This window comes from Streptomyces sp. NPDC050211 (genome assembly GCF_040656035.1).
Classification (GTDB): Bacteria; Actinomycetota; Actinomycetes; order Streptomycetales; family Streptomycetaceae; genus Streptomyces.
In genome coordinates this window covers 22,908-47,985 of the sequence record NZ_JBFALC010000028.1, presented here as the reverse complement: position 1 = coordinate 47,985, position 25,078 = coordinate 22,908, and the positions used below count along the sequence as shown (strand labels likewise).

Here is a 25,078-nt window from a genome sequence, read left to right as displayed (position 1 = left end):
CTACTCCGCCGCGCCCTGCTCCTCGTACAGCTCGAACCAGATGCTCTTGCCCTCGCCGCGCGGGTCCACGCCCCACGCGTTCGCCAGCAGCTCGATGAGCATCAACCCGCGTCCGGAGGAAGCCAGTTCGCCGGGGCGGCGTTTGTGGGGGAGGTCGTCGCTGGTGTCGGTGACCTCGACATGGAGGCGGCGGATGCCGGCCTCGCCGGTGATCTGGGCGAGGAGGAGGGCGTCGGCGTCGGTGTGGACGAGGACGTTGGTGAGCATCTCGGACAGCAGCAGGACGGCCGAGTCGACCTGGTCGGGGGAGGCCCAGTCGTGGAGGAGTTCGCGGAGTTGCTGGCGGGCGGTGGCGACCCGCTCGGGCTCCGCCTGGGCCACCGAGAGCATCGTGCGCCGTACCGCGGGACGTTCGACGACCGCCGAGTCCTCGCAGCCGCAGCCCTCCCCCTGACGGCACAGCAGCAGCACCGCTATGTCGTCCTCGCGGCGGTCGGCCAGCGGGCCCGTGGTGTGGTGGGAGGAAGGGCCGTGCACCGCCTGGACCAGGGAGTCGGCGAGTTCCTCCAGGTCGCCCTTGTGCTCTTCCAGGATGGCGCGGATCCGCAGCCAGCCGGTCTCCAGGTCGTGCCCGCCGGTCTCGATCAGACCGTCCGTGCAGATCATCATGGTCTCGCCGGGTTCCAGGGTGAACCGGGTCGTCGGGTAGTCGGCGTCCGGGTCGATGCCGAGCGGCAGGCCGCCCGCCGTGGGCCGCGCCATGACCGTGCCGTCCGACATCCGGATCGCCGGGTCGGGATGCCCGGCGCGGGCGATGTCCAGGGTCCCGGTCACGGGGTCGGCCTCGGCGTACAGGCAGGTCGCGAAGCGCAGGTCGTCGCCGTCCGAGGTGATGCCGTGCAGAAAGCGGGAGGCGCGGGAGAGCACCGCGTCCGGGCGGTGGCCCTCGGAGGCGTACGCCCTGAGCGCTATCCGGAGCTGCCCCATCAGGCCCGCGGCCCGCACGTCATGGCCCTGGACGTCGCCGATGACGAACGCGAACCGGCCGGAGGGCAGCGGGATCATGTCGTACCAGTCGCCGCCCACCTGGAGGCCGCCGCCGGTCGGCACATAGCGTGCGGCGACGCTCATGCCCGGTATCTCGGGGCCGAGGGTCGGCAGCATCGAGCGCTGGAGGCCGTCCGTCAGCTCACGCTCCGACTCGGCGAGCCCGGCCCGGGACAGGGCTTGCGCGAGCATGCGGGCCACCGTCGTCAGCACGGACCGCTCGTCCGGTGTGAACGCGACGGGGTAGGCGAAGGCCGCCATCCAGGCGCCCATCGTCCGCCCGGCCACGGTCAGCGGCAGGAACGCCCACGACTGACGGCCGAAGTTCTGGGCCAGCGGCCAGGTGACCGGGTAGCGGGACTTGTACTCCTCGGGCGTGGACAGATAGACGGCCCGGCCGGTGCGGACCACCTCCGCCGCCGGATAGTCGGTGTCCAGCGCCATGTGCGAGAAGGGGTTCTCGTCGCCCGGCTGGTGACCGTGGTGGCCGATGATCGTCAGCCGGTCCCCCTCCACGCCGAACACGGCGAGGCCGTCCGGTGAGAACCCCGGCATCGACAGCCCGGCCGCGACCCGCAGCACCTCCGCCGTCGACCGCGCCTCGGCCAGCGCCCGGCCCGCGTCCAGCAGGAACGCCTCCCGGGAGCGCCGCCAGTCCCCGGTCACCGCACGCCCCGCGGTGGTGCCCGGCGAGGGGTCGGTGACCTCCTGGAGGGAGCCGGTCACCTCGTACGAACGCTTCTCGCGGTCGAAGGAGGCGTGGAAGCGGCTGCGGCCGACGCGGATGATCTGGCCCCGCTCGTCCATGATCCGCACCCGCACCTCACCGAGCGTGCCCTCGGAGACGGCGAGCTGGATCACTCCGCTGATCTCGTTCCAGTCCACCGGGTGCAGGCGGGCACGCACCTGGGCCTGGCTGAGGGTGCACCGCTCAGCGGGCAGCCCGAGCAGCCGTGCCGTCTCCGCGTCGACTGTGACCAGCCTTGTGGCGGTGTTCCAGTGCCACAGTCCCGTCGCGAGGGCGGCGAGAACCTCCCCCACGGCCGGCAGGGGCTCACCAGTGCGCATTGCCCCACTGTAGGGAGAGATGATCGGTGACGGCCACCGAAGCTGTTCATCGTTGAATGGATGGGAGGCGATTAATGGGTGGGAGGCGATCTTGGGGTGCCCGGTACGCTTGGTGGAGTTTCACGTGAAACAGCCCCCGATCCGCGAAGACTGGATGAACGACGATGCATCGGTACAGGTCCCACACCTGCGGCGAGCTCCGCGCCTCTGACGTCGGCACCGACGTCCGGCTGAGCGGCTGGCTGCACAATCGGCGCGACCTGGGCGGCATCCTCTTCATCGATCTGCGGGATCACTACGGCATCACCCAGCTGGTCGCCCGGCCGGGCACGTCCGCGTACGAGGCCCTGGACAAGCTCTCCAAGGAGTCCACCGTCCGCGTCGACGGCCAGGTCGTCTCCCGCGGCACCGAGAACATCAACCCCGATCTGCCGACCGGCGAGATCGAGGTCGAGGTCTCCGAGGTCGAGCTGCTCGGCGCGGCCGCCCCGCTGCCCTTCACGATCAACACCGAGGACGGGGTCAACGAGGAGCGGCGCCTTGAGTACCGCTTCCTGGACCTGCGCCGCGAGCGCATGCACCGCAACATCCTGCTGCGTACGGCGGTCATCTCGGCGATCCGGCACAAGATGACGGCGCTGGGCTTCAACGAGATGGCGACGCCGATCCTGTCGGCCACCTCCCCCGAGGGCGCCCGCGACTTCGTCGTGCCGTCCCGTCTGCACCCGGGCAAGTTCTACGCCCTCCCCCAGGCGCCGCAGCAGTTCAAGCAGCTGCTGATGATCTCCGGCTTCGACCGCTACTTCCAGATCGCGCCCTGCTTCCGTGACGAGGACGCGCGTGCGGACCGCTCGCCGGGCGAGTTCTACCAGCTCGACGTCGAGATGTCCTTCGTCGAGCAGGAGGACGTCTTCCAGCCCGTCGAGAAGCTGATGACGGAGCTGTTCGAGGAGTTCGGCAACGGCCGCCACGTCACCTCGCCGTTCCCGCGGATCCCGTTCCGCGAGGCGATGCTGAAGTACGGCTCCGACAAGCCGGACCTGCGCGCCCAGCTGGAGCTCGTCGACATCACCGACATCTTCGAGGGCTCGGAGTTCAAGGCCTTCGCGGGCAAGCACGTACGGGCCCTGCCGGTGCCGGACGTCTCCGCACAGCCCCGCAAGTTCTTCGACCAGCTCGGTGACTTCGCGGTCTCGCAGGGCGCGAAGGGCCTGGCGTGGGTGCGGGTCGCCGAGGACGGTTCGCTGTCCGGCCCGATCGCCAAGTTCCTGACGGAGGAGAACGTCGCGGAGCTGACGAAGCGCCTGTCGCTGTCGGCCGGTCACGCGGTCTTCTTCGGCGCGGGCGAGTTCGACGAGGTCTCGAAGATCATGGGCGCGGTACGGGTGGAAGCCGCTCGTCGCGCCGGGCACTTCGAGGAGGGCGTCTTCCGCTTCTGCTGGATCGTCGACTTCCCGATGTACGAGAAGGACGAGGAGACCGGCGCGATCGACTTCTCGCACAACCCGTTCTCGATGCCGCAGGGCGGTCTGGAGGCCCTGGAGACCCAGGACCCGCTGGACATCCTGGGCTGGCAGTACGACATCGTCTGCAACGGCGTCGAGCTGTCCTCCGGCGCGATCCGGAACCACGAGCCGGAGATCATGCTGAAGGCCTTCGAGATCGCGGGCTACGACCGCGAGACCGTCGAGGAGAAGTTCGCCGGCATGCTGCGCGCCTTCCGCTTCGGCGCCCCGCCGCACGGCGGCATCGCACCGGGCGTCGACCGCATCGTGATGCTGCTGGCCGACGAGCCGAACATCCGCGAGACGATCGCCTTCCCGCTCAACGGCAACGCCCAGGACCTGATGATGGGCGCGCCGACGGAGCTGGAGGAGGCCCGGCTGAAGGAACTGCACCTGTCGGTGCGGAAGCCGCAGCCGAAGTAGGCGTCTGCCCTGAAGGGGCCCGGAACCGTTGACCGGTTCCGGGCCCCTTCAGCATTCACAGGCAGCCACAGCCCGCTCCCATGCCCCTTACAGTCCTCTTACCTAGCGTCCTGGGCATGACGGGAAACGACATCAACAAACCGGCCCACAAACGTGATCTGACCCGGCGCAAGGTCGTCGTCGCAGGTGGAGCGGTCGTGGCCGCGGTGGGCGTCGGCGGCACGCTGGCCGCGACCGCGAACGCCGGCCAGAGCGGAAAGGGCGCCGCGGCGAGCGCCTCCGCGAGCACCACCTCGGCGGAGACCTGCTACAAGCTCACCTCCGAAACCACCGAGGGCCCCTACTACATCGACGCGGACAAGCTCCGTACGGACATCACCGAGGACAAGGAGGGCATTCCGCTGACCCTCCGCATCAAGGTGATCGACGCGGAGACCTGCAAGCCGCTGAAGAACGTGGCCGTCGACATCTGGCACTGCGACGCGCTGGGCATCTACTCCGGCTACGAGAGCCTGTCGACCGGCGGTGGCGGCGGCGCCCCGACCGACGCGCCCTCGGGCACGCCGACCGGCACCCCGACCGGTGAGCCGCCGTCGGGCGCTCCCTCGGGCGGTACCGGCGGTGGTGGTGTGCATGAGGAGCCGACCGACGACGAGCGCTACCTGCGCGGCACCTGGAAGACCGACCGGCAGGGCTTCGTCACCTTCCGGACGATCTTCCCCGGCTGGTACCGGGGCCGCTGCGTCCACATCCACACCAAGGTCCACGTGGACGGCGAGTGGACCGACGCCGGCTACGAGGGCGGCACCACCTGCCACACCGGCCAGTTCTTCGACGAGGAGTCCGTCCTCGCCTCCGCCGAGGTCGAGCCGTACTCCACGTCCACGACCGAGCGCACCACGCTCGCCGAGGACACCATCTACGACCAGTCCGGCACGACCGGCGGTCTCCTCAAGCTGAAGTACGACAAGAACAATATCGCCAAGGGCGTCCAGGGCTCCATCACGGTGGGCGTGGACCCGGAGGCGACGAACGAAGGCACGTCGCTGTAGCTCCGCACATGCGGACACGAGAGCGCCCGGGATGTGAAGTCCGGGGCGCTCCCGTCGCCGCGCTGCTCTCAGATCAGCCAGAGCAGCCCATCGCCGCCCAGCAGCGTGCCGGACTGCTGCTTCAGGCCGACGGCGGGCCCCGTGATGACGCGGCTGCCGGTGCCCGTCGGGTGGGTGGAGCCGCCGGGGAGCATGAAGACCGCGCCGGTGGAGTCGTTCTCGCCCGAGGCACCGACGAACAGCTCCGGCCTGCCGTCCTTGTTCACGTCGCCCGCCGAGACCGTGGTCCCGAAGAAGTCATCGGTCTCGGAGGCGCTGGGCACGCCGGAGGTGTCCTGGGTGAAGGAGTACGAGCCGCTGCCGAGGGCGCCCGAGGCGCGGCCGGGGATCACCGTGACCGCACCGGCCCGCTTCGTGCTGCCGACGTTCTCGTACGGCGCGCCCACGACGATGTCCGCCAGCTTGTCCCGGTTGACGTCGGCCACGGCCAAGGCGCCGCCGAAGGCGTCACCCTTCTCGCTCCCGCCGGGCACGCCCGAGGTGTTCTGCGTGATCTGCGTCGGCTTCGCATCGCTCGCGACACCGCTCGCCGAGCCGTACCACACCAGAACCCGCCCGCCCAGCATGCCATCGGCGCCCGCGACTTCGGGCTCGTCCGGGTCCCCGACCACGAGGTCCGCGTAGCTGTCGCCGTTGAGGTCACCGGTGGCGGAGATGAGCCCGTTGCCGTGCTGGAAGGCATTCCCGTACGCGGGGTTCGTATAGATCTCGCCGCCGCTCAGCCCATGTCCCCGACCGGTGACAAGGACCCGGTCCGGCGTGGTGTCGCCGTTGAGGTCGCCGAGCGCGACGGAGCCCAGGGACGGGGTGTCCTGGTTGAGCGTGGCGGAGCCGTAGGTGCCGGAGCGGCTGAACGATCCCGTGAACAGAACGGACCCGTCGTATCCGCCGACCAGCACTCGCGTCCTGGCCCCCGATCCACCGCTCAGCGCGGCGACATCGAGTCCGAAGTACGTGGGGTCGCTTGACGGAGTAGGAAGGTCGGTGCCGCTGGTCAGCCCGCTCCTGGAGCCCCACACGACCGTCACGGAACCCGAGTTGGCGCCCTGGCCCGTGTCCTCGTACGGCGCGGAGATGACGAGGTCGGCGTACCCGTCCCGGTTCAGGTCCTCCGTGGCGGTGGCGGCGCCGAACCTGTCGTACGCCTCGGCTGTCCCGGGAATCCCGGTCGTGTTCTGCGTGAGGGTCTTGCGCCGGTCGGTCGCCAGACCCGACGACGACCCGTACAGCACGACCACGGCACCAGCCGCCTCCTTGCCCGCCACGTTCGCGCCGGGCGCGGGCAGGACGGCGTCGCGGTAGCCGTCCCCATTGAAGTCACCCGGAACACCGCCGTGCACGGCGGCAGCCGGACCGACGGGGAGCACCAGGCTCCCGACGAGAGCCGCCGCGATCACGGCGGCGGCTCTCCAGCCCCCCTTGGACGCACTGCTTCCCATCCCAGCCCCTCCACCCCCGGGCGCACCGTCCGTGCACCCGCATCCCGCGGGAATTGTAAAGCCGCCCGGGACGGTGAAGTCCCGGGCACCTCACTGCACTTGAGCTCGATTCGTTCCGACTACTTCGCCACGAACTGGGTGAGGATCGCCTGGACCTCATAGATGTCGACGCCCTTGGTGAAGGTCTTCTCGATCGGCGTCGCAGAACCGGAGATCCAGATCTTCAGCTCGGCGTCGAGGTCGAAGGTGCCGGCGGTCTCCACCGCGAAGTGGGTGATGCTGCGGTATGGGACGGAGTGGTACTCCACCTTCCTACCCGTCATGCCCTGCTTGTCGACCAGGATCAGGCGACGGTCGGTGAACAGGATGGTGTCGCGGATCAGCATGTACGCCGCGTGCACCTGCTCGCTCTGGCCCAGCAGACGTGCGTAGTCCTGCTGCGCCTTGCCCGGGTCTACGGTGTGCGCGTTGCCGAACAGTGCCATGGATGGAACCCCCACTCGGTTGGCTGTGTCGCCCGGTGTGTGGACGCACAGGGAGGAGTGGGGGGTTGCGCCGATGGAGGCCGGTACCGCGTCGTGTGACCTAGGCCTCGGCCGCGAACAGGTCCTCGGCGTGGGTGACTGTGACGGAGCGGTCGAGGAAGTGAGTGAGCGCATCCGCGTCGGGGCACGCATACAGGCCGCGCCAGATCTCCTTGCCGACGGGTACGTCGCGTGTCTCCAGGATCCGTAGGGTCGCCGCGCACCAGGCCGACAGGTATCCCGCCACGAAGCCCTCGGTCCACTCCGTGGGGTCTTCCCGAACCTTCCCTTGCGTCTTTGCGCGTGCGACGGCCATCTCGTCGAGCGTGATCTTCCCCTGCTGTCTGAGTTCCTCCAGCCCGTCCCGGAAATCTCCCGCCGCCTTGTCCCACGAGATGCCCAGTTGGAGACACAGCACCGTGAACCGACAGAGCTCGTCCAAGTAGTTCGTCTGTTCGTCGTCCTTGCCGTCCAACGGTCATGCCTGTTCAGGAGCGTTCCGGGGAACCTCCGGGTCTTCGGCGAACAGTTCCTCGGCCGTGGTCGCCGTCAGGGAGCGGTCGAACCAGAGGGTGAGGGTGTCGAGGTCGGTGCAGGACGTGATGCGTTCGCGGGCGTCCTCGGGGACAGGGATGCCGCGCTTGTCCAGCGCACGCAGGATGAGCGCGGCGCCTTCCTGGACTTTGCCCTCGGCCATGCCCTTGGCCCTGCCCTCGGCCCGCATTTCCTCGAAGAGGGTCTGTCGGCCCGGGTTCTCAGCCATGACTGTCATGAGTACCTTTCTCCAGATCTCTTTGGCCTGAGTGTTCTCCAGGCCGGTTTCCATCGTCTCGCACCACAGCACGAGTTTCTTGTTGTCGTACGACTGCCACCCGTGGGCCACCTTTGTCAGTATGGCCGCGCTCTTCTTGCTGTCGCTGTGCACGATCGCCGAAACCACGGCCTGTGCTGGCTGCTGGGCGGCCATCGCCTCGTCGGTGATCTCCGGGACGGTCTCGGGCCCCAGTACGAACGGCCGTGTGACCTGGGTAGTCCATGTACCCAGGCCGCACTCGAAGGGGCCGGCCGCCCACTTCGCGGTGGACCGGTGCTTGCAGACCACCACGAGGAGGACCGGCATGTCGTACTTCGCACGGAGGAACGCCACGTAGTAGGCCCAGCTCGACGCCTTGTTCGGGTCCGGCTTGGTCTGGAACTCGATCGCGAGCACGTAGTGCTCCCCCTCGGGCGGCTCGACCTTCAGCACCGTGTCCGCGCGGCGCTCCAGCGGTCGGATCTCCGTGGTGTCGGGGGTGACTTCCCTGACGTCCTCCTTGGTGGGCGGCGGGACACCGAGTGCCTCGTAGACGGGGGCGAGAGCCTCCGGATGCTCCGCGAAGATCCGGTGTGAGGCCTCGTGGGTTGATGTGACCATGGGCGCAACCTTGTAGATCAAGAAGTGGGTTTGCCGGGGGATCGGGATGCGTTCACTCTTTCGAGCGGCGGGGAAACGTTCACGCCGCTGAGGTCAGCGTGAGTGAGGCCCACACGTACTTGCCCTGGCTACCGTTCCTGGTCAGCGGCTGCCAGCCCCAGAGGTCGGCGCAGGTTCGGACGAGGGCGAGACCGCGGCCCTCTTCGGCGTAGGTGATACAGGTCAAGTCGCCCGGCGGCTCCGGGGGTTCGGGGTCCGCGTCCCACGCGCCGATCTGCAGAACGCCGGCCGACCAGCGCACGCGGAGGATGGCGGGGCCCTTGGTGTGGCGTACGGCGTTGCCGACCAGCTCCGCTGTGAGGAGCTCGGCGGTGTCGGCGAGGGTGATCAGGCCGTGCAGGGTGAGGATCAGGCGGAGGGTGCGGCGGGAGACGGTGACGGCTCGGGGGTCGTTGGGGATGGTGAGGGTGTACTCCCAGGAGCCCTCGGATTCGGTTTCGGGCATGCGTCAACTCCCGGTTGGGTGGAGGGGGTTGCGGATTGGCGGGCGGTGGCAGTGCCGCGGCCGTCATGGCAGGGCGGAGCGGTGCGCTTCCGGGGTCCCGGGGTTCCGCAGGGTGTGCGTCGCGTCACTGACGGTAGAGGAGAAATTTCTCCTCGCGCAAGCCGCTCGAGTAACCTGACACCCGCACGAGGGGTCCAACAGGGCTTGTGAGCAGTGCCGTTGAGGAGATGAGCCGCCATGGCACCGAGGAGTCAACCCACCGCCCGACAGGTGCGACTGGGCGCCGAGCTGCGCAAACTGCGCGACGTGGCAGGAATGTCGGCCCGTGAGGTGGCGGGGCGCCTCTCGTCGACTTCGGCACAGATGAGTCAGGTCGAGGCCGGGCTGTCAGGTGTCAGCGAAGAGCGTGTACGCAAGCTGGCTGCTCTCTACGCATGCAGGGACGAGCCGTTGATCGACGCTCTTGTCGCGATGGCGGCGGACCGGACGCGCGGCTGGTGGGAGGGGTACCGGGGTGTGCTTCCGCCGACGTTCCTGGACTTGGCGGAACTGGAACATCACGCCCGGTTCATTCAGGTGATCGGCACGGCTCATGTGCCGGGGCTGTTGCAGACCGAGGACTATGCGCGGGCGGTGTTCTCGTACTGGGTTCCGGAGTTCGTGGCGGGTGAGGTGGAGCCAAGGGTCGAGCACCGTATGCGGCGCAAGGAGGTCATCACCCGCGAGGGAGCAGTGGCGTACGAGGCGATCGTGCACGAATCCGTGCTGCGCACTCGCGTGGCCGACAGAGAGGTGGCGCGGGCTCAACTGGACGAGATCCTCAAGCAGTCGGAGCGCCCCAACGTCACCGTGCGTGTGGTCCCGTTCGATGCCGACGGCTTCGCCGGTGCGAGCGCGGCGTTGTTCTACCTGGGCGGGCCCGTAACCGCACTGGACACGGTGCAGCGCGACACCCCGTACGGCACCGCCTTCCTCGACGACGCCGCTCAGCTCCTCGCCATGCGAACGCTCTTTCGTAAGGTGGAGTCCGTATCACTCGACCTCATGAAGTCCCGGGACTTCATTCACCGCCTGGTGAAGGAGCTGTAGACATGGCCCAGTGGCAGAAGTCCTCGTTCTCGGGCGGCGCCAATGGCAACGAGTGCGTCGAACTCGCCCACGGCGAAGCCACATTGCTCCTCCGTGAAAGCGACGACCCCGCCCGAATAATCACCGTCACCCCCACCGCCCTCGCCGCCCTCCTCCAGCAGCGCGCTCACGTGTCGTACAGGCCGTCCCACGGTGGGGCGAAGCCCAGGTGGTCCGGGTAGAGCTCGGCCCAGGGTTCGCCCTCGTCCTCTCCCGTCACCAGGCCGAACAGGACGCCTTCCACGGTGAGTTGGAAGGGGCGGATCGCGATGTCCGTGTAGGTGCGGCGGGGCAGCGCCCTGAGCAGGGTCGCCAGGTGGGCCCGGGCCCGGGGCAGGACTGCGGGGGTGCGTTGCTGTTCGGCCCAGGTGCCCGCGCACAGGATCTGCGAGTCGCGGTAGATGCCCTTGGCGTCGAACGTGTGCAGTGCCGCGTAGAGCCGCTTGTGCTCTTCCCAGCCCGCGTCAAGGCGGAAGCCCTTGGGGAAGGCCCAGGTGACCGACCCCAAGAACTGTCCGTCCGCGTAGCGACCGATGGCCTCCGTACGGCCGTGTGGCTCGTAGGCGATCGGGATGACCTCAGGTACTGCCATGGCGGAGACCATACGGTCGTTACGTGTGCGCCGTGCGGGCAGGGCATACAGAGGATCGACCGCTCGGGCAACTTTCTCGTTTCGTCCGCGAGTTGATCACCCCTTTCTCACCCCTACTCGCCGCCGAAGCGCTCCTTGTACGTCTCCAGGTCCTCGTCCGTGAGCTTGGCGAAGAGGACCGGGGGGACCGTGAAGGGGGTGCCGGCGGGGACCGAGTTCAGTGCCTTCGCCTCGTCGGTGCTCACCCAGGTCGCCGTGTCCTCCGTCAGGGAGAACGCCTGGCGCATGGCGGCCGAGGTCGTCGGGATGAAGGGCTCCGAGACCACCGCGTAGAGGTGGATCAGGTTCATCGCCGTGCGGAGGGTGAGGGCGGCGCCCTCCTTGTCGGTCTTGATCTCCAGCCAGGGGGCCTTTTCCTCGAGGTAGGAGTTGCCGGCCGACCACAGGGCGCGGAGGGCGGCCGCCGCCTTGCGGAACTGGATGGCCTCCATCTGCTCCTCGTACTCGGTGAGCAGGCGGGCGATCTCCTCGCCGAGCTTCGCCTCCGCCTCGCCGGGCTCCGTGCCCGCCGGGACCTCGTCGCCGAAGCGCTTCTTCGAGAAGGAGAGGACGCGGTTGACGAAGTTGCCGAGGGTGTCCGCCAGGTCCTTGTTCACCGTGGCCGTGAAGTGCTCCCAGGTGAAGGACGAGTCGTCCGATTCCGGGGCGTTGGCCATCATGAAGTAGCGCCAGTAGTCGGCGGGGAGGATCTCCAGGGCGTCGTGGGTGAAGACGCCTCGTCGCTGCGAGGTGGAGAACTTGCCGCCGTAGTAGTTCAGCCAGTTGAAGGCCTTGATCACGTCGACCTTCTTCCACGGCGCGCGGGTGCCCAGCAGGGTCGCCGGGAACATCACGCTGTGGAAGGGGACGTTGTCCTTGCCCATGAACTGCGTGTACTGGACGTCCGTGTCCGACTTCCACCACCAGGAGCGCCAGTCGCGGTTCTCCGGGTCCTGGTCCGCCCACTCCTTCGTCGAGCCGATGTACTCGATCGGGGCGTCGAACCAGACGTAGAAGACCTTGCCGTCGGCGGCCAGGTCGGGCCAGGTGTCCGCCGGGACCGGGACGCCCCAGTCGAGGTCGCGGGTGATCGCGCGGTCGTGCAGGCCCTCCGTGAGCCACTTGCGGGCGATGGAGGACGCCAGGATCGGCCAGTTGTCGGCGCGCTCGTCGACCCATGCCTCGACCTCGCCGGCCAGGGCCGACTGGAGGAGGAACAGGTGCTTGGTCTCGCGGATCTCCAGGTCGCTGCTGCCGCTGATCGCGGAGCGCGGGTCGATCAGGTCGGTGGGGTCCAGGACGCGGGTGCAGTTCTCGCACTGGTCGCCGCGGGCCTTGTCGTAGCCGCAGTGCGGGCAGGTGCCGATGATGTAGCGGTCCGGGAGGAAACGGCCGTCCGTGATCGAGTACACCTGGCGGATGGCGCGTTCCTCGATGAAGCCGTTCGCCTTGAGCTCGCGGGCGATCTCCTGGGTGATGTCGCGGTTCTGGGGGGAGGAGCTGCGGCCGAAGTAGTCGAAGGCCAGCTGGAAGCCGTCGTAGATCGCCTTCTGCTGGTCGTGCGCCCGGGCGCAGAACTCGTCGACCGGGAGGCCCTCCTCCTTCGCGGCCAGCTCGGCGGGGGTGCCGTGTTCGTCCGTCGCGCAGATGTAGAGGACGTCGTGGCCGCGCTGGCGGAGGTAGCGGGAGTAGACGTCCGCCGGGAGCATGGACCCCACCATGTTGCCCAGGTGCTTGATCCCGTTGATGTACGGAAGGGCGCTGGTGATGAGGTGTCGAGCCATTGCGGGCTGCTCCCAAGTCGCTACATGGAGTGACGGTTTCGGTGTGTTTGGACCGTCTACGAACCTTGAAATCGTAGCTGACGGGTATGGGGCGCCCGCCTCCCGTTTTACGGGGTGACGGGCACCCCATGGGATGCCGGGGGCGGTGGCGCCGTTACGGGCGCCAGTTCGCCAGTACGCCCTCGTAGAACTCGGTGTCCGTGAGTTCCTTCGGGGTGGGGCCCGCGTGGAAGAAGGCCGTGTTCTCGGTCTTCAGTTTGCGGAGGTAGTCGAAGGCCTTGTTGTCGTGCTCGCCGAAGGCGACGAAGGAGAAGAAGAGGGCGGGGTGCGTCTTCGCGGCTTCGGTGAGGGACTGGGTGGCCGGGGTTTTCGCGTCCGGGGCGCCGTCGGTCTGGAAGATGACGAGGGCGGGGAGGGTGGTGCCGGACTTGGTGTAGTGGGTGGTGATTTCTTCCACCGCGGCGTGGTAGCTCGTACGGCCCATGCGGCCGAGCCCTGCGTGCAGGTCGTCGATCTTGTTCTCGTGGTCGGTGAGGGTGAGTTCGCCCGTGCCGTCGAGTTCCGTGGAGAAGAAGACGACGTGGACCTTGGCCTCGGGGTCGAGGTGGGCGGCGAGGGCGAGGGCCTGCTCGCCGAGGGCCTGGGCGGAGCCGTCCTTGTAGTACGGGCGCATGGACGCGGAGCGGTCCAGGACGAGGTAGACCTTGGCGGTCGGGCCGGTGAGGTTGTGGGCGGCGAGGGCTTCGCGGGCGGCGTTGTAGGCCGTCCGTAGGGTTGTGGGCACGGTGGCCTGCGGCTTGGGCTGCGGCGCGGCCTCGGCTTCGCCTTCGGCCGTGTCCTTCCCACCCGCACCACCCGTGCTGCTTTCGTCGTCGGCCGCGGGTGGCCCCTGTGGGGCGTCCTCGCCGTCGGCGGCGAGCGGTTCGTCCACCGCGGCAGCCACCGGCTCGGGCTCCTCTGCAGCCACGGGCTCCGGCGCCTCGGCGACCGGCTCGGCCACGGTGGGCTCGGGGGCCTTCTCCTCGGCGGCCGGCTCTTCGGCCACCGCCTCTTCGACCACCGGCTCATCAGCGACCGCGACCGGTTCCTCAGCCGCGGGCTCCTCGACAACCGGCGGCTGCTCCACCACCGCTTCGTCGGCCGCCGGGGTCTCTGCCACCGGCGTCTCGGTCACCGGCTCCTCGATAACCGGCTTCTCGGCCGCCGACGTCTCGACCGTCGGCGTCTCGGTCACCGGCTCGTCGGCAACCGGCGTTTCGGCCACCGGCTCCTCGGTCACCGGCTCGTCGGCAATCGACGTCTCGGCCCCCGCCGTCTCAGCCCCCGGCTCCTCCACCCCCGTCTCCCCCATAGGCCCCGCCGGTCTCGGCACCGTCACGTTGTCGAACGCGGCCGAGACCAGGTCGTGTTCGTCGTCGTCCGGGGTGGAGGGGCGGGGCTCCGGGATGGAAGCCGTGGGGGTCGGTTCGGGGGAGGGAGAGGGGACCGTGGGTTCCGGTGTCTGCGAAGGTGTCGCACCCTCTGCTTCGGCTGTGCGGGCCTTTCGGCTGCGGCCGAACGCGTTCCGCAGGAGAGTGAGAATGCCCATGTACGCAACCCTTCGCGTGAGTTGATGCCCGCTAATCCCTGGCCAGGACGGACACGTAAGGTTAGCCGCCCCGGATGGTGATCTTAGGGAGGGGCAGGGTCGGCGGGATGTCCTGAGTCAAGGGCCGGACCGGTCAAACATCCGCAGCGACCGTAACGAACGTACAGGCACCTCCAGTTCACCTTTAGTTCACCGTGTCGCCCCGCTCCCGCACAAACATGCGCCTACCGTCCGTCACGCTGGTTTCAAGGGGAAGCAAGGGGAAAACAAAGTGCGCATTCCGCTGCCGCTCGTCAGAACGCCGTCCGATTCGCATCCCGGTGGCCGGTCGGCCATGACCTGTTTGTACCGGTGTGGGAACGCCTGCTTCCACGAGGTGCCCAACACCACCACCAACGAATACGTCGGCGACGTCATCCAGGGCGCCCTCAGTCGCCGTTCGGTGATGCAGGCCGCCGCCGTCGTCACGGTGGCCGCCGCCGCGGGCACCGCCGTCACCGGCGCCGTCGCTCCGGAGGCCGCCGCCACCCAGGCGACGCGGCACGGCTCCTTCTCCAAGGGCGCGCGCGGGCTTCGTTTCACCGCTGTCGCCCCCAACACCAACGACGTGGTGACCGTTCCCGACGGCTACGCCCAGAACGTCGTCATCCGCTGGGGCGAGCCCATCCTGCGCGGTGCCCCCGCCTTCGACCCGGACAACCAGACCGCCGCGGCGCAGGCGGGCCAGTTCGGGTACAACAACGACTTCCTCGCGCTGCTGCCCCTCCCGGGCGAGTGGAACCGGCAGATCCTCGTCGCCAACCATGAGTACACCGACGAGGTGCTCATGTTCCGTGGCTACGACGCCGCCAACCCGACCAGGGAGCAGGTCGAGATCGCCTGGGCCGCGCACGGGCTCTCCGTCGTCGTCGTCGAGGGCGACCGGAAGACCGGCAAGCTCAAGCCCGTGCCCCGGCACCCGCTGAACCGTCGCGTCACCGCCACCACCGAGTTCAAGATCACCGGGCCGGCCGCCGGTTCGGACCTGCTGAAGACCTCCGCCGACCCGACCGGCACCAAGGCGCTCGGCACCCTCAACAACTGCGCCGGCGGCACCACCCCGTGGGGCACCACGCTGCACGGCGAGGAGAACTTCAACCAGTACTTCGCCAACTCCAGCCGCGCCACCGACAAGCGGTACGGCATCGGCACCACCGCCTCCGAGCGCAAGTGGGAGCTCTTCGACAAGCGCTTCGACGTCGCGCAGGAGCCCAACGAGGTGCACCGCTTCGGCTACGTCGTCGAGCTCGACCCGTACGACCCCACCTCCAAGCCGCGCAAGCACACCGCGCTGGGCCGCTTCAAGCACGAGGGCGCGACCGTGCGGCTGACCGAGGACGGCCGCCCCGTCGTCTACTCCGGTGACGACGAGCGCTTCGACTACTTCTACAAGTTCGTCGGCAGCAAGCGGATGAAGAAGGGGTCGAGCAGGGCGGTGCGCGAGCACAACCTCTCGCTGCTCGACGAGGGCACGCTGTACGTCGCCAAGCTCAGCGGCGACTCGCCCGCCATCGAGATCGACGGCACCGGCAAGCTCCCCAGCGACGGCGAGTTCGACGGCAGCGGTACGTGGATCCCGCTGGCCACCGCCACGGCGAAGGGTGCCGAGAGCCACGTCGAGGGCATGACCGCCGACGAAGTCTTCGTCTTCACGCGGCTCGCCGGTGACAAGGTCGGCGCCACCAAGATGGACCGCCCCGAGGACATCGAGCCCAACCCGCACACCGGCAAGGTGTACGTGGCGCTCACCAACAACTCCAACCGCGGTACCGGCACGAACGCCAAGGCGGACGAGGCCAACCCGCGCAACGCCAACAAGCACGGCCACGTCCTGGAGCTGACCGAGCGCTGGAACCGCGCCGACAGCACCAAGTTCGCCTGGTCGCTGTTCCTGGTCGCGGGCGACCCGAACGACCCGGCCACCTACTTCGCCGGGTTCCCGAAGAACAAGGTCAGCCCGATCTCCTGCCCGGACAACGTGGCCTTCGACCGGTACGGCAACCTGTGGATCTCCACCGACGGCGCCCAGCTCGGCTACCACGACGGTCTCTTCGGCGTAGCTACGCGCGGTGACCGGCGCGGTGAGCTGAAGCAGTTCGCGACGATGCCGATCGGCGCGGAGACCTGCGGCCCGGTCATCCAGGACCGGCGCGTTCTGGTCGCCGTACAGCACCCGGGCGAGAAGGACGGCGCCTCCGTGGAGAAGCCGGCCAGCACCTGGCCCGACGGACCCGGCAAGCTCGTCCGCCCGGCGGTCGTGGCGGTGTGGCGCAAGGACGGCTGCGACATCGGCGTCTGATCGCACCCCGTACGCAAACGGATGCGGGCCGCTCTCTTCAGGAGAGCGGCCCGCATCCGTCTGTCCGTGCGGCTCAGGGAGCCGTCACGCAGTTCACGGCCGGAAGCTCGGCCGGGGCCGCGAGGCCGGTGGGGTCGAGCAGGGCGGCCGGGTCGACGAGTCCGGTGACGGCACCCGGGGCCTCGGCGAGGCAGGTGACGGCGGCCGACGGGTCCGGCACGGCGGTGGCGGCCGGGGCCGCGGCTCCGGCGAGGGCCAGGGTGCCGAGGAGGACGGAGGCGGTGCGACGCATGGAAAATCCCCTTATCGGGAGGGCGGTTGAACAGGATTGATCATTACCTGTACGCGCCCCTGAACTCGCCCTGCGTCACTCGCACGAGAACGACGTAACGATTCACCGCCTGCGCGGAGTTGACCCGGCCGCAGTCACGGCAGCGCCGGGACCGGTGGCCGTCCCGCGCCGTCACGTTCCAGCCACTCCCGGTACGTCGGTGCCTCCCGCGCCGCCTCCCGGTACGCCTGCTCCAGCGCGGGATACACGCCGTCGAGGTCCGTCTCGGTGCGGGCCGCGAGCATCAGCCGTACGCCGAGCGGGTCGCCGTACAGCCGTCGTACCGCCATCCCGGGGCGGGGCAGACAGGTCGGCTGGCAGACCGTGACGACCTCGCCGGTCGCGACCAGGGCGGCGGCCGTGTGGTAATCGCCGTGCAGGACACGTGGGTTGACCCCGGCCGCGCGGAACATGCGCCGGACGGCGTCCCATTCGCCGTCGACGGTGGGGTCGATCATCCAGCGGTCCCCGGACAGGTCGGTCAGCCGGACGACCGGGTGCGCGGTCGCCGGGTGGCCGGCGGGCAGGGACACGAACTGCGGCTCGCGGGGGATCAGGACGCGCAGGCGCAGTTGCTCGGGGATGCGCAGCGGGCAGCCCTCGACCTCGTGGACGAAGGCGACGTCCAGCTGGCCGTCGGCGACCATGCGCAGCAGGGCGTTCGGGGAGACGTCCATGTGGAGGGTCGGTTCCTGGCCATGGGCCCGCAGCCGGCGCAGCCAGCCCGCCAGGGCCGCGCTGGCGGTGGAGCCCACGCGCAGCTGCGGTCCGCCGGTGGCGGCGGCGCGCGCCTCCGCGACCAGGGAGCGCATATCGGCCACGACCGGGCGGGCGCGGCTGAGCACCAGCCGGCCCAGCGGGGTGGGCCGGCAGCCGCTGCGTTCCCGGGTGAACAGCGTGCCGCCCAGCTCCTGCTCGATGCGGCGCAGCTGGGTGCTGAGCGACGGCTGGGCGACGCCGAGTTGGCGGGCGGCCCGGTGCAGACTGCCGGTGTCGGCGATGGCGCACAGCGCGCGTAGATGTCTCACCTCGAGCTCCATGCCCTGGGAGACTAAGGCGGGAACACGGGTTCCACCAGACGCACAAATGGCCGCGGAAATGCGCGAATTGGGCGGGCGATAGGACGGGGCTATCGCCGGTTGCCATCATCACAGCCGCGCCACCGGAGCCGAGACTCACCGATGACGACTCACCCCCCACCAAGGAGTCATCGATGCGTATCCGTACGTCTGTCATGGCCGCGGCAGCTTTCGGCCTCAGTGTCGCAACGGTCGGTCTCGGCACGGCGGTTGCGGCCGCCGCGGCCCCGGCCACCACCACGGCCCCCGCCCACGCCGGCTACAGCGCGGCGTCCGCCGACGCCGACGCGAGCCGGGCCTTCTTCGAGGCTGTGCTCAAGTCGGTCGCCGAGAAGCGCGCCGCGCAGCCGAACGCCGCCGCGGCCGTCACCGTCACCTACGACGCCTCCGCCGCGCCGACGTTCAGCTCCCAGATAGCCCGTAGCACGGAGATCTGGAACGGCGCGGTGTCCAACGTTCAGCTGCAGGAGGGCTCGAACGCGGACTTCACCTACCGGGAGGGCAACGATCCGAGGGGCTCGTACGCCTCGACCGACGGGCACGGCGGCGGCTTCATCTTCCTCGACTACGCGCAGAACGAGGAGTACGACTCGACTCGCGTCACCGCCCACGAGACAGGGCATGTCCTTGGCCTGCCCGACCACTACGAGGGTCCGTGCAGTGAGCTGATGTCGGGCGGCGGTCCCGGGCCGTCCTGCACGAATGCCAACCCGGACGCCAATGAGCGTGCCCGCGTGGAGCAGTTGTGGGCGAACGGGCTTGCTGCGGCGCTGGAGACGGCGATGAGTGACAAGTCCTTGAGCAAGTCGCGATAGGACCCGACCAAGTTCCCACCCCCCACATGGGTGCGGGGCCGTCCTCCTGCACAGGGCGGTCCCGCACCCACCCTGGGTCAGTGCGGTGAGGCGATCGCCCTGGCTGCTGCCACCTCCTGGCGGAGTGGCTCCAGGACGCTTCCCGAGGGGCCGGTCAGGTCGGTGCGGACCTCGTACAGGACGTCGGCCTCCCGTAGTCCTTCCGCCAACTCGCGGAGCTGCAGGGTCACTTGATCGACCTCCGCGGCCGACGGAGGAGCCGCTCCGTGTTTCACCCGCACCCGTGCCGCCGTCGTCACGTCGACGATGCGTTCCACGGCGACGACCAGGGGCCACCAGGCGGCAGCGCGGCGGCCGGTGGGTGGGGGTTCGGTCAGGGCGCGCTGGAACTCCGTGCGGATGACGGAGAGGTCGCGGTAGAGGCGGCGGCGCATACGGGCGCGGGCGGCGGGGTCCTCGCCCTTCCCGAAGGCCGCCTCCACATAGGTCGCCGTGTCCGCCACCGCATCCGCGAGACGGTCGCCCACACGTACGTGCCAGCTCTCCGGCCAGAGCAGATAGCCCGCGACCAGCGCGATCGCGCAGCCCATGAGGGAGTCGACGAGGCGGGGCAGCAGCAGGCCCGTTCCCTGGCGGTTGAGGACGTCGGAGAGGAGGAGGATCACCGGGGTGATGGCGGCGGTCTGGTAGCCGTAGCCCCGTGGGGTGAGGGCGGGGATCAGCGGGGCGAGCAGCAGCATCACCGGTACGTCCCACCAGCCCCGCGGCACCTGGGAGAGCACCGCCGCCGCGACGACGAGGCCGGCGACCGTGCCGAGGGCCCGCAGCAGCGCCCGTGAGAAGACCGATCCGAAGTCGGGCTTGAGGACGAAGGTGATGGTGAGCGCGACCCAGTAGGAGCGCGGGACCGTGATGATCGACACCAGGACCTGGGCCAGGCCGATGCACAGGGCCAGGCGCAGGCCGTAGCGCCAGGACGTGGCGGACAGGATCACGTTCCGTCCGGCCTGGGCGGCGCGGATGCGGAGGGCGGCCGGGCGGCCGAGGCGGTCGTCGATGCCGTGCGGGTCGATGTCCGGGGCGGTGACGACGGAGGCCGCGTGGCGCACGGCGTGGTTCATGGCGCGGTTCGTCTCGCTGACGGCCACCGGCAGGTCGAGTCCTATCGGGCCGGTGTAGCCGGTGTCGATGGCCTCCGCGACATGACGGACCGCCGACGGGACCTCCGGCGGAAGCGGCTTTCCGGCCAGATGGGCGGCGGGGGCGGCCTCCACGACGGGCGTGATCGCGTTCAACTGGGCGAGCAACCGGGTGAGTTCGGGGCTGCGGCCGTGGTGGCGGGTGCGCCGGGCGAGGACGAGGTCGTACGACTGGTTCAGCGACTGGGTGACGGCGTGGCGGGCGTCGTCGTACGCGTCGGGATCACCGGTCGCCGCCAGCAGCTCGGCCACCGTCCGGTACGTGTCCGCGACCGCTGTCCGTTCCGGCACGCCGCCCCGCAGCGGCCAGGCCAGCAGCGCGAGCAGCAGCACGAGGAGTCCGCCGCCGCTCACCAGCGCCGGCGCGAGCCACCACTCGCCCGGCATCGGCAGGCCCGCGCCCACCACCGAGTTGAGGAGCAGCAGGAGTCCCGATACGGAGGCGACCGCGCCGATCGTCGAGATCATCCCGGAGACGAGCGCGACGCCGGTGACGGCGGCGACCGCGAGCCAGCCGTGCCCGTACACCAGCGAGCCGAGGGTGATGCCGACGGCGCCGAAGAGCTGCGGGACGGCGATGTTGAGGATCCGCATCCGGTAGGCGTCGGCGGTGTCGCCGATGACTCCCGACAGCGCGCCCATGGAGGCGAGGGCGCCGTAGGCGGGCCGGTCGACGGCGAGGCCGATGGCGAGGGGCAGGGCCATGGCGAGGGCGGCGCGGGCGACGGCGGCCCAGTTGACGGGCGCCGGTTCGGACCGGAGGTTCCGGACCAGCCAGTCGGGGGGCGTCAGGCCGATGGGGAACTCTCGGGACATGGCCCCATTATGTTCGCCGCCGGCATCGTCATCCCCGCTGGTGGAGCGTGATGTCGACCAGCAGCGACCGGTGGTCGGTGTCGCCGAGGTCCAGGAAGCGGGCCGTGCGCGCGGAGAAGTCCGGGGACAGCAGCACATGGTCGATCTGTGCGCCGAACGTCGGTGTCGTCCGGGTCGGCCAGCTGGGCGTGCGGTCGTCGCCGGTGAGCCGGGCCGCGTCGCGCAGGCCGGCGTCCAGGATGCGGCGGAAGGCGGCGTGGTCCTGGGAGGCGTTGAAGTCACCGGCCAGGATGGTGGGGGTCTGCTCGTCGGCGCTCACATAGTCGCGCAGGGCGCCCAGCTCCCGGCGCCATACGTCCGTCTGCCCGGGCAGCGGCGGCATCGGGTGCGCGAGCTGGAGCCGTACGTCGTGCCCGCGCACGTCAGCGACGGCGCCGGGCATCGCCAACGTGCCGGGGATGCCGTCCGTGCCCTGGAGCGGGAAGCGGCTGAGGATGACCGACCCCTCGGAGCCGCCGGCGATCGCGGCCTCGCGGTGCGGATAGTCGGTGCCGAGATCGCGCTTGAGCACCGCGTCGCAGGCGAAGTCGCACTCCTCCACGAACACGATGTCCGGCTTGTCGCGTCGTACGGTCTCGACGAGGGCGCCGGTGGCCTGCCCGAACTCGACGTTCGAGGTGAGCACACGGAACGAGGCGAGGACGGGCCCGGTCGGCTGGGCGCTCTTGCCGTACGGCTCGATGAACCACGCCAGCAGACCCAGCAGGACGACGCCCCAGACGGCGCCGACCCACCACCGCGCGAGCACGGTGAGAAGCAGCCCGAGGCCGGTGGGCACGAGCAGCCAGGGCAGGAAGGCGAGGACCTGCGGGACGGGCGTGATGCCGTCGGTGTCGGCGAGCCGGCAGCCCACGACGACGCTGACTCCGGCGAAGAGCAGCACGGCGAACGGGACGCCGGGACGCCGCGAAGTCCGTCGCTCGCGTCCGTCACCGGCAGCGGTCCACTCCGCAACCTCAGTGTCCAATGCCCGGCCTTCCGCTCGCGGGTGGGGTGGCCGAATCCTCCCTCAAAGACGGGAGCTGTGCGCGGAAGGTTGCGCCGAGCGGGAGGGGTCCCGGGGGTGCGCGCGCATGATGTGGCGCCGGTCATGGAGTGGAAGTGGGAGAGGGAGATCCGAGATGACACCCGTACAGGTCGACTGGTTGACCCTGCTGCTTGCGCCTTTCGCCCTCGTCGGGCTGTTGGTCGCCTTCCCGGCCATACGTTCGGCGATCAAGAACGGTGAGCCGGCGCCCGGCTGGGCGAAGGCCGTCCAGGGGGTGGCGATCACCTGCGCGCTGCTCATCGCGCTCCTGAACGTCACGAGGAGTTCGTGACGCCCGGGAGGAGTCCGGAGGTCGCGCAGTCATGATCACTCGAAGTGGGCTCGTCCGTTTCTGGATCGGCGCGGTGTTGATCCCGATCTGCACGACGGCGTCGCTGTGGGTGGCCCAGACGCAGCTCGGCCGCTACCCGACCTGGCAGGTGGCCGTCGGCTTCGGCGTCGGCTCGTTCGTCCTGTGCCTGATCCTGCTGGCGAACAGGTACCGAGGCCAACGACAACTCATGGCGGGTGTCTGGCACTCGATATCCCTCATCGACGTCACCGTCTTGCTCGCCCTACTCGCCAACTGGTTTTTCGTCGTGTTCCAACTGACCGAGGACCACGACCGGGCCTGGCACGCTGTACCGATCGGCCTGTACTTCCTTGGCATCACGTTCATCTACATGCTGGGCGACTATCCGCCCGCCTGAGCATCCATCAGCCGTCCACCGACACCAGGAACTGCCGCAGAACCTCGTTGAATTCTGCCGGGCGTTCCAGGTTCGGCATGTGGGCCGCCCTCTCGATGACCCTGAGCGTCGAGTCGGGCAGTGCCGCGTGCATGGCCTCCGCGTCTGCGACCGGTGTGTATGTGTCGTCGGCGCCGACGACGACCAGTGCGGGGACGGTGACGCGGGTCAGCAGGGTGCGGTAGTCGGGGCGTTCGGCGCGGCCGCGTAGGGCTGCTGCGGCGCCCTGAGGGGGCGTGGCCGTCATCATGTGGTGGACGTGGGTCTTGACCTGCGGTGAGGCGTACGGGGCGACCATTTTCTCCAGTACTTCGTCGGCGTATCCGCGCATGCCCTCGGCCAGCAGCCGGTCGGCCATCTCGTTGCGGACGGCCTTGCCCGCGGCCGTCTCCGCCGCCGGGAAGGTGTCCGCGAGGACGAGACCCCGGATGCGCTCGCCGAAGAGGCGGTAGCACTCCATCGCGATCTGGCCGCCCATCGAGAGGCCGGCCAGGACGAACTCCCGCACCTTCAGCTCGTCCAGCAGCGCCTCGATGTCGCGGGCGAAGTCGGAGAGCGGGGTGAGGCCGGGGACGACCGGGGAGGCGCCGTAGCCGCGCAGGTCGGGGGCGATGACGCGGCGGGAGGCGGAGAACGCCTCGATCTGCGGGGTCCACATCGTGCGGTCGAAGGGGTGGCCGTGGATGAGGACGAGAGGGAGCAGGGAGGTATCCGCTCCTTTGTCCTCGTATGCGAGGAGGGGTGCCATGTGGATGACCCTAGATCCGGTCAACTCCTCGGTGCAATAAGATCTTTGCCCTCGGTGCAATCCTGGGAGGGGGAGGCTGATGGACGACTACCGGCTTCTCGCCGACCGCATCGCCGACGACATCGCCGCCGGCCGGCTCCGTCCCGGCGAACGGCTCCCTCCGCAGCGTGTGTTCGCGCGCCGCCGCGGGATCGCCGGGTCCACGGCCGGGCGGGTGTACGGCGAGCTTGTGCGCCGGGGGCTGGTCGTCGGGGAGGTCGGGCGGGGTACGTTCGTCCGGGCGACGCCCGTCATGTCGTACGGCCGTCAGCTCGTGGAAGCGGCGACTGCCGCGCCCGTGAATCTGGAGCTCAACTACCCTTCCGCGCCCGGCCAGTCGGAGCTGCTCGCCCCCGCACTCGCCCCGCTCCTGCGCCCCGATGTTCTGACGGAGGCACTGCGTCCGGCGGCGGCCACCGGTACGGCTCCGGGGCGGGAGGCGGCGGTCGGCCTGCTCGCCACCCCGGGTTGGCGGCCTGCCCCTGCTCAGTTGCTCTTTACGGGCAACGCCCGCCAAGCCATCGCCGCCGCTCTTGCCTCGCTGGTCCGGCCCGGGGGTCGGGTCGGTGTCGAGCCGTTGACGTATCCGCTGGTCAAGGAGATCGCGGCGCGGCTCGGCGTCACGCTGGTGCCGCTCGCCGCCGACGAACGCGGTCCGCTCCCCCAGTCGATCGCCGCCGCCCATCGCACGGCCCGCCTGTCCGCGCTCTATCTGCAGCCGACGCTGCACAATCCGACGTCGGTGACGATGGATGAGGCGCGCAGGCGCGAACTCGGCGGTGTGGTTGCCGACTTGGGGATTCCTGTTGTGGAGGACCGCATCTGGTCCTTCCTCGCCGATTCCGAGCCCTTCGCCGTGCATGCCCCCGAGTTGACTTACGTCGTCGACGGGCTGTCCAAACGGGTCGCGCCCGGGCTCACCGTGGGTTTTCTCGTCGTACCGCAGGATCGGGTGGAGGCCGTGGCCGCCGCGATCCGGTCCGGGGGGTGGAGTGCGGGGCGGTTCGCGCTGGAGGCGGCCGTGCGGTGGTGTGGGGACGGGACGGTGGCGCGGCTGGTCGAGGGGAAGCGGGAGGACGCCGCGCGTCGGCAGCGGCTTGTCGCCCGGCACCTCGACGGGTTCGGCATACGGTCCGATCCTCGCGCCTATTACGCCTGGTGGGAGTTGCCCGCGCCCTGGCGTGCGGATACGTTCACGGCCGCCGCGGCCGAGCACGGGATCGCGGTCACTCCTGGGCCCGCGTTCGCCGTGGACCCGGCGCGGACGCCGGACGCGGTCAGGCTCGGGCTCGCGTCCGTTCCTGAGCCGGATCTGGAGCGGGCGTTGCGGACGCTCGCCGACGTCGTACGAGGTGGCATGCGAGGGCCACGGTGAGGCCTAGGGCGACCAGGAGCCAGGAGACGGTGCGCAGGGTGGTGGTGAGGGCGTCGTAGACGGTGCTCGTGGCTGGGTGGTGGGCGTCCTCGGGGAGGTCGGCGAGGGTGAGGCGGCGGCCGATCTCGACGGCGAGGGCGAGGAACGCGCCGCCGAGTGCCGTGCCGAGGGCGGTCGCGGTGAGTGCGCGGCGGCGGCAGGCGGCGACTGCGATGCCGGTGATGGCGGACACGGTGGCCGCCAGGGGGAGCCAGAAGGCTGCGACTTGGAGCACGTGGAACACCTCGTCTGCGGGTTCGTCGTGGCTGGTCGCGCAGTTCCCCGCGCCCCTTTG

The 25,078-nt window shown here is 69.7% G+C and carries 23 protein-coding genes and 1 pseudogene; 9 read left to right on the top strand and 15 right to left on the bottom strand.

Annotated features, from left to right (window positions below; genetic code table 11):
• Complete coding sequence (locus AB0I98_RS25925; protein ID WP_362945619.1) at positions 1-2,115, bottom strand: SpoIIE family protein phosphatase; 2,115 nt, start codon at positions 2,113-2,115, stop codon at positions 1-3.
• Between the two features lie 164 nt (positions 2,116-2,279).
• On the opposite strand from AB0I98_RS25925, the gene aspS reads away from it, so the two are divergent.
• Both aspS and AB0I98_RS25915 read left to right on the top strand, forming a co-directional pair.
• Entirely contained in the window at positions 2,280-4,043 is a 1,764-nt protein-coding gene (gene aspS / locus AB0I98_RS25920; RefSeq protein WP_362945617.1) for an aspartate--tRNA ligase, read from the top strand.
• 116 nt (positions 4,044-4,159) lie between these two features.
• On the top strand, positions 4,160-5,095 hold the full coding sequence (locus AB0I98_RS25915; protein WP_362945615.1) for an intradiol ring-cleavage dioxygenase: 936 nt from the start codon (positions 4,160-4,162) through the stop codon (positions 5,093-5,095).
• 68 nt (positions 5,096-5,163) lie between these two features.
• Here AB0I98_RS25915 and AB0I98_RS25910 read toward each other — a convergent pair whose 3' ends face one another.
• From AB0I98_RS25910 to AB0I98_RS25890, 5 genes are all read right to left on the bottom strand, one after another.
• Positions 5,164-6,594, bottom strand: a complete 1,431-nt coding sequence (locus AB0I98_RS25910) for an FG-GAP repeat protein (RefSeq protein ID WP_362945613.1) — start codon at positions 6,592-6,594, stop codon at positions 5,164-5,166.
• A gap of 119 nt (positions 6,595-6,713) precedes the next feature.
• Positions 6,714-7,079: a PH domain-containing protein gene (locus tag AB0I98_RS25905; protein WP_362945611.1), complete on the bottom strand. Its 366-nt coding sequence runs from the start codon at positions 7,077-7,079 to the stop codon at positions 6,714-6,716.
• 100 nt (positions 7,080-7,179) lie between these two features.
• Positions 7,180-7,593, bottom strand: coding sequence for a hypothetical protein (locus AB0I98_RS25900; RefSeq protein ID WP_362945609.1), 414 nt, complete (start codon positions 7,591-7,593; stop codon positions 7,180-7,182).
• A 3-nt stretch (positions 7,594-7,596) separates the two neighbouring features.
• Positions 7,597-8,532: a hypothetical protein gene (locus tag AB0I98_RS25895; protein WP_362945607.1), complete on the bottom strand. Its 936-nt coding sequence runs from the start codon at positions 8,530-8,532 to the stop codon at positions 7,597-7,599.
• A 79-nt stretch (positions 8,533-8,611) separates the two neighbouring features.
• Complete coding sequence (locus AB0I98_RS25890; RefSeq protein ID WP_362945605.1) at positions 8,612-9,037, bottom strand: ATP-binding protein; 426 nt, start codon at positions 9,035-9,037, stop codon at positions 8,612-8,614.
• Between the two features lie 237 nt (positions 9,038-9,274).
• Here AB0I98_RS25890 and AB0I98_RS25885 point away from each other — a divergent pair, with 237 nt between their 5' ends.
• Both AB0I98_RS25885 and AB0I98_RS25880 read left to right on the top strand, forming a co-directional pair.
• Positions 9,275-10,126: a helix-turn-helix transcriptional regulator gene (locus AB0I98_RS25885; RefSeq protein WP_362945603.1), complete on the top strand. Its 852-nt coding sequence runs from the start codon at positions 9,275-9,277 to the stop codon at positions 10,124-10,126.
• A gap of 2 nt (positions 10,127-10,128) precedes the next feature.
• Entirely contained in the window at positions 10,129-10,347 is a 219-nt protein-coding gene (locus AB0I98_RS25880; protein ID WP_362945601.1) for a DUF397 domain-containing protein, read from the top strand.
• Here AB0I98_RS25880 and AB0I98_RS25875 read toward each other — a convergent pair.
• The 3 genes from AB0I98_RS25875 to AB0I98_RS25865 form a co-directional block, all read right to left on the bottom strand.
• Positions 10,293-10,757 carry a hypothetical protein gene (locus tag AB0I98_RS25875; protein WP_362945599.1) on the bottom strand — a complete coding sequence of 155 codons (465 nt, stop codon included), beginning with the start codon at positions 10,755-10,757 and terminating at the stop codon, positions 10,293-10,295. The two genes, AB0I98_RS25880 and AB0I98_RS25875, sit on opposite strands and share 55 nt — an antisense overlap.
• A 113-nt stretch (positions 10,758-10,870) precedes the next feature.
• Complete coding sequence (gene metG / locus AB0I98_RS25870; protein WP_362945597.1) at positions 10,871-12,580, bottom strand: methionine--tRNA ligase; 1,710 nt, start codon at positions 12,578-12,580, stop codon at positions 10,871-10,873.
• 154 nt (positions 12,581-12,734) lie between these two features.
• Entirely contained in the window at positions 12,735-14,168 is a 1,434-nt protein-coding gene (locus AB0I98_RS25865) for a VWA domain-containing protein (protein WP_362945595.1), read from the bottom strand.
• 271 nt (positions 14,169-14,439) lie between these two features.
• Here AB0I98_RS25865 and AB0I98_RS25860 point away from each other — a divergent pair, with 271 nt between their 5' ends.
• Positions 14,440-16,506 carry a PhoX family protein gene (locus AB0I98_RS25860; protein WP_362945593.1) on the top strand — a complete coding sequence of 689 codons (2,067 nt, stop codon included), beginning with the start codon at positions 14,440-14,442 and terminating at the stop codon, positions 16,504-16,506.
• A 73-nt stretch (positions 16,507-16,579) separates the two neighbouring features.
• Here AB0I98_RS25860 and AB0I98_RS25855 read toward each other — a convergent pair whose 3' ends face one another.
• Entirely contained in the window at positions 16,580-16,798 is a 219-nt protein-coding gene (locus AB0I98_RS25855; protein ID WP_362945592.1) for a hypothetical protein, read from the bottom strand.
• A gap of 134 nt (positions 16,799-16,932) precedes the next feature.
• Positions 16,933-17,877, bottom strand: a complete 945-nt coding sequence (locus AB0I98_RS25850; RefSeq protein WP_362945590.1) for a LysR family transcriptional regulator — start codon at positions 17,875-17,877, stop codon at positions 16,933-16,935.
• 173 nt (positions 17,878-18,050) lie between these two features.
• Between AB0I98_RS25850 and snpA the strand changes: the two genes are divergently transcribed.
• On the top strand, positions 18,051-18,731 hold the full coding sequence (gene snpA / locus AB0I98_RS25845; protein WP_362945588.1) for a snapalysin: 681 nt from the start codon (positions 18,051-18,053) through the stop codon (positions 18,729-18,731).
• A gap of 77 nt (positions 18,732-18,808) precedes the next feature.
• On the opposite strand, the gene AB0I98_RS25840 is transcribed toward snpA, so the two are convergent.
• A complete protein-coding gene (locus tag AB0I98_RS25840; protein WP_362945586.1) occupies positions 18,809-20,746 on the bottom strand; it encodes an FUSC family protein in 1,938 nt (645 codons plus the stop codon).
• A 28-nt stretch (positions 20,747-20,774) separates the two neighbouring features.
• Positions 20,775-21,773 (bottom strand): endonuclease/exonuclease/phosphatase family protein, encoded by a 999-nt coding sequence (locus AB0I98_RS25835; protein WP_362945584.1) that lies wholly within the window; start codon positions 21,771-21,773, stop codon positions 20,775-20,777.
• Positions 21,774-21,927: 154 nt separating this feature from the next.
• On the opposite strand from AB0I98_RS25835, the gene AB0I98_RS25830 reads away from it, so the two are divergent.
• Both AB0I98_RS25830 and AB0I98_RS25825 read left to right on the top strand, forming a co-directional pair.
• Complete coding sequence (locus AB0I98_RS25830; protein WP_362945582.1) at positions 21,928-22,125, top strand: hypothetical protein; 198 nt, start codon at positions 21,928-21,930, stop codon at positions 22,123-22,125.
• A gap of 31 nt (positions 22,126-22,156) precedes the next feature.
• Positions 22,157-22,543, top strand: a complete 387-nt coding sequence (locus AB0I98_RS25825; protein ID WP_362945580.1) for a hypothetical protein — start codon at positions 22,157-22,159, stop codon at positions 22,541-22,543.
• Between the two features lie 7 nt (positions 22,544-22,550).
• On the opposite strand, the gene AB0I98_RS25820 is transcribed toward AB0I98_RS25825, so the two are convergent.
• The gene (locus tag AB0I98_RS25820) at positions 22,551-23,330 is read right to left on the bottom strand and encodes an alpha/beta hydrolase (protein ID WP_362945578.1); all 780 of its coding nucleotides are present in this window, start codon (positions 23,328-23,330) and stop codon (positions 22,551-22,553) included.
• A 79-nt stretch (positions 23,331-23,409) separates the two neighbouring features.
• Between AB0I98_RS25820 and AB0I98_RS25815 the strand changes: the two genes are divergently transcribed.
• Positions 23,410-24,744 carry a PLP-dependent aminotransferase family protein gene (locus AB0I98_RS25815; protein ID WP_362945576.1) on the top strand — a complete coding sequence of 445 codons (1,335 nt, stop codon included), beginning with the start codon at positions 23,410-23,412 and terminating at the stop codon, positions 24,742-24,744.
• Here the strand turns inward: AB0I98_RS25815 and AB0I98_RS25810 are convergent.
• Positions 24,647-25,030: pseudogene (locus AB0I98_RS25810) on the bottom strand (hypothetical protein); the annotation flags it as partial. The gene AB0I98_RS25815 and the pseudogene AB0I98_RS25810 sit on opposite strands and share 98 nt — an antisense overlap.
• Positions 25,031-25,078: the final 48 nt, after the last annotated feature.

Coding starts and splice junctions, on each gene's coding strand:
- AB0I98_RS25925 (WP_362945619.1), bottom strand. CDS start 2,115: ATGCGCACTGGTGAGCCCCTGCCGGCCGTGGGGGAGGTTCTCGCCGCC.
- aspS (WP_362945617.1), top strand. CDS start 2,280: ATGCATCGGTACAGGTCCCACACCTGCGGCGAGCTCCGCGCCTCTGAC.
- AB0I98_RS25915 (WP_362945615.1), top strand. CDS start 4,160: ATGACGGGAAACGACATCAACAAACCGGCCCACAAACGTGATCTGACC.
- AB0I98_RS25910 (WP_362945613.1), bottom strand. CDS start 6,594: ATGGGAAGCAGTGCGTCCAAGGGGGGCTGGAGAGCCGCCGCCGTGATC.
- AB0I98_RS25905 (WP_362945611.1), bottom strand. CDS start 7,079: ATGGCACTGTTCGGCAACGCGCACACCGTAGACCCGGGCAAGGCGCAG.
- AB0I98_RS25895 (WP_362945607.1), bottom strand. CDS start 8,532: ATGGTCACATCAACCCACGAGGCCTCACACCGGATCTTCGCGGAGCAT.
- AB0I98_RS25890 (WP_362945605.1), bottom strand. CDS start 9,037: ATGCCCGAAACCGAATCCGAGGGCTCCTGGGAGTACACCCTCACCATC.
- AB0I98_RS25885 (WP_362945603.1), top strand. CDS start 9,275: ATGGCACCGAGGAGTCAACCCACCGCCCGACAGGTGCGACTGGGCGCC.
- AB0I98_RS25880 (WP_362945601.1), top strand. CDS start 10,129: ATGGCCCAGTGGCAGAAGTCCTCGTTCTCGGGCGGCGCCAATGGCAAC.
- AB0I98_RS25875 (WP_362945599.1), bottom strand. CDS start 10,757: ATGGCAGTACCTGAGGTCATCCCGATCGCCTACGAGCCACACGGCCGT.
- metG (WP_362945597.1), bottom strand. CDS start 12,580: ATGGCTCGACACCTCATCACCAGCGCCCTTCCGTACATCAACGGGATC.
- AB0I98_RS25865 (WP_362945595.1), bottom strand. CDS start 14,168: ATGGGCATTCTCACTCTCCTGCGGAACGCGTTCGGCCGCAGCCGAAAG.
- AB0I98_RS25855 (WP_362945592.1), bottom strand. CDS start 16,798: ATGCGTCGCACCGCCTCCGTCCTCCTCGGCACCCTGGCCCTCGCCGGA.
- AB0I98_RS25850 (WP_362945590.1), bottom strand. CDS start 17,877: ATGGAGCTCGAGGTGAGACATCTACGCGCGCTGTGCGCCATCGCCGAC.
- snpA (WP_362945588.1), top strand. CDS start 18,051: ATGCGTATCCGTACGTCTGTCATGGCCGCGGCAGCTTTCGGCCTCAGT.
- AB0I98_RS25840 (WP_362945586.1), bottom strand. CDS start 20,746: ATGTCCCGAGAGTTCCCCATCGGCCTGACGCCCCCCGACTGGCTGGTC.
- AB0I98_RS25830 (WP_362945582.1), top strand. CDS start 21,928: ATGACACCCGTACAGGTCGACTGGTTGACCCTGCTGCTTGCGCCTTTC.
- AB0I98_RS25825 (WP_362945580.1), top strand. CDS start 22,157: ATGATCACTCGAAGTGGGCTCGTCCGTTTCTGGATCGGCGCGGTGTTG.
- AB0I98_RS25820 (WP_362945578.1), bottom strand. CDS start 23,330: ATGGCACCCCTCCTCGCATACGAGGACAAAGGAGCGGATACCTCCCTG.
- AB0I98_RS25815 (WP_362945576.1), top strand. CDS start 23,410: ATGGACGACTACCGGCTTCTCGCCGACCGCATCGCCGACGACATCGCC.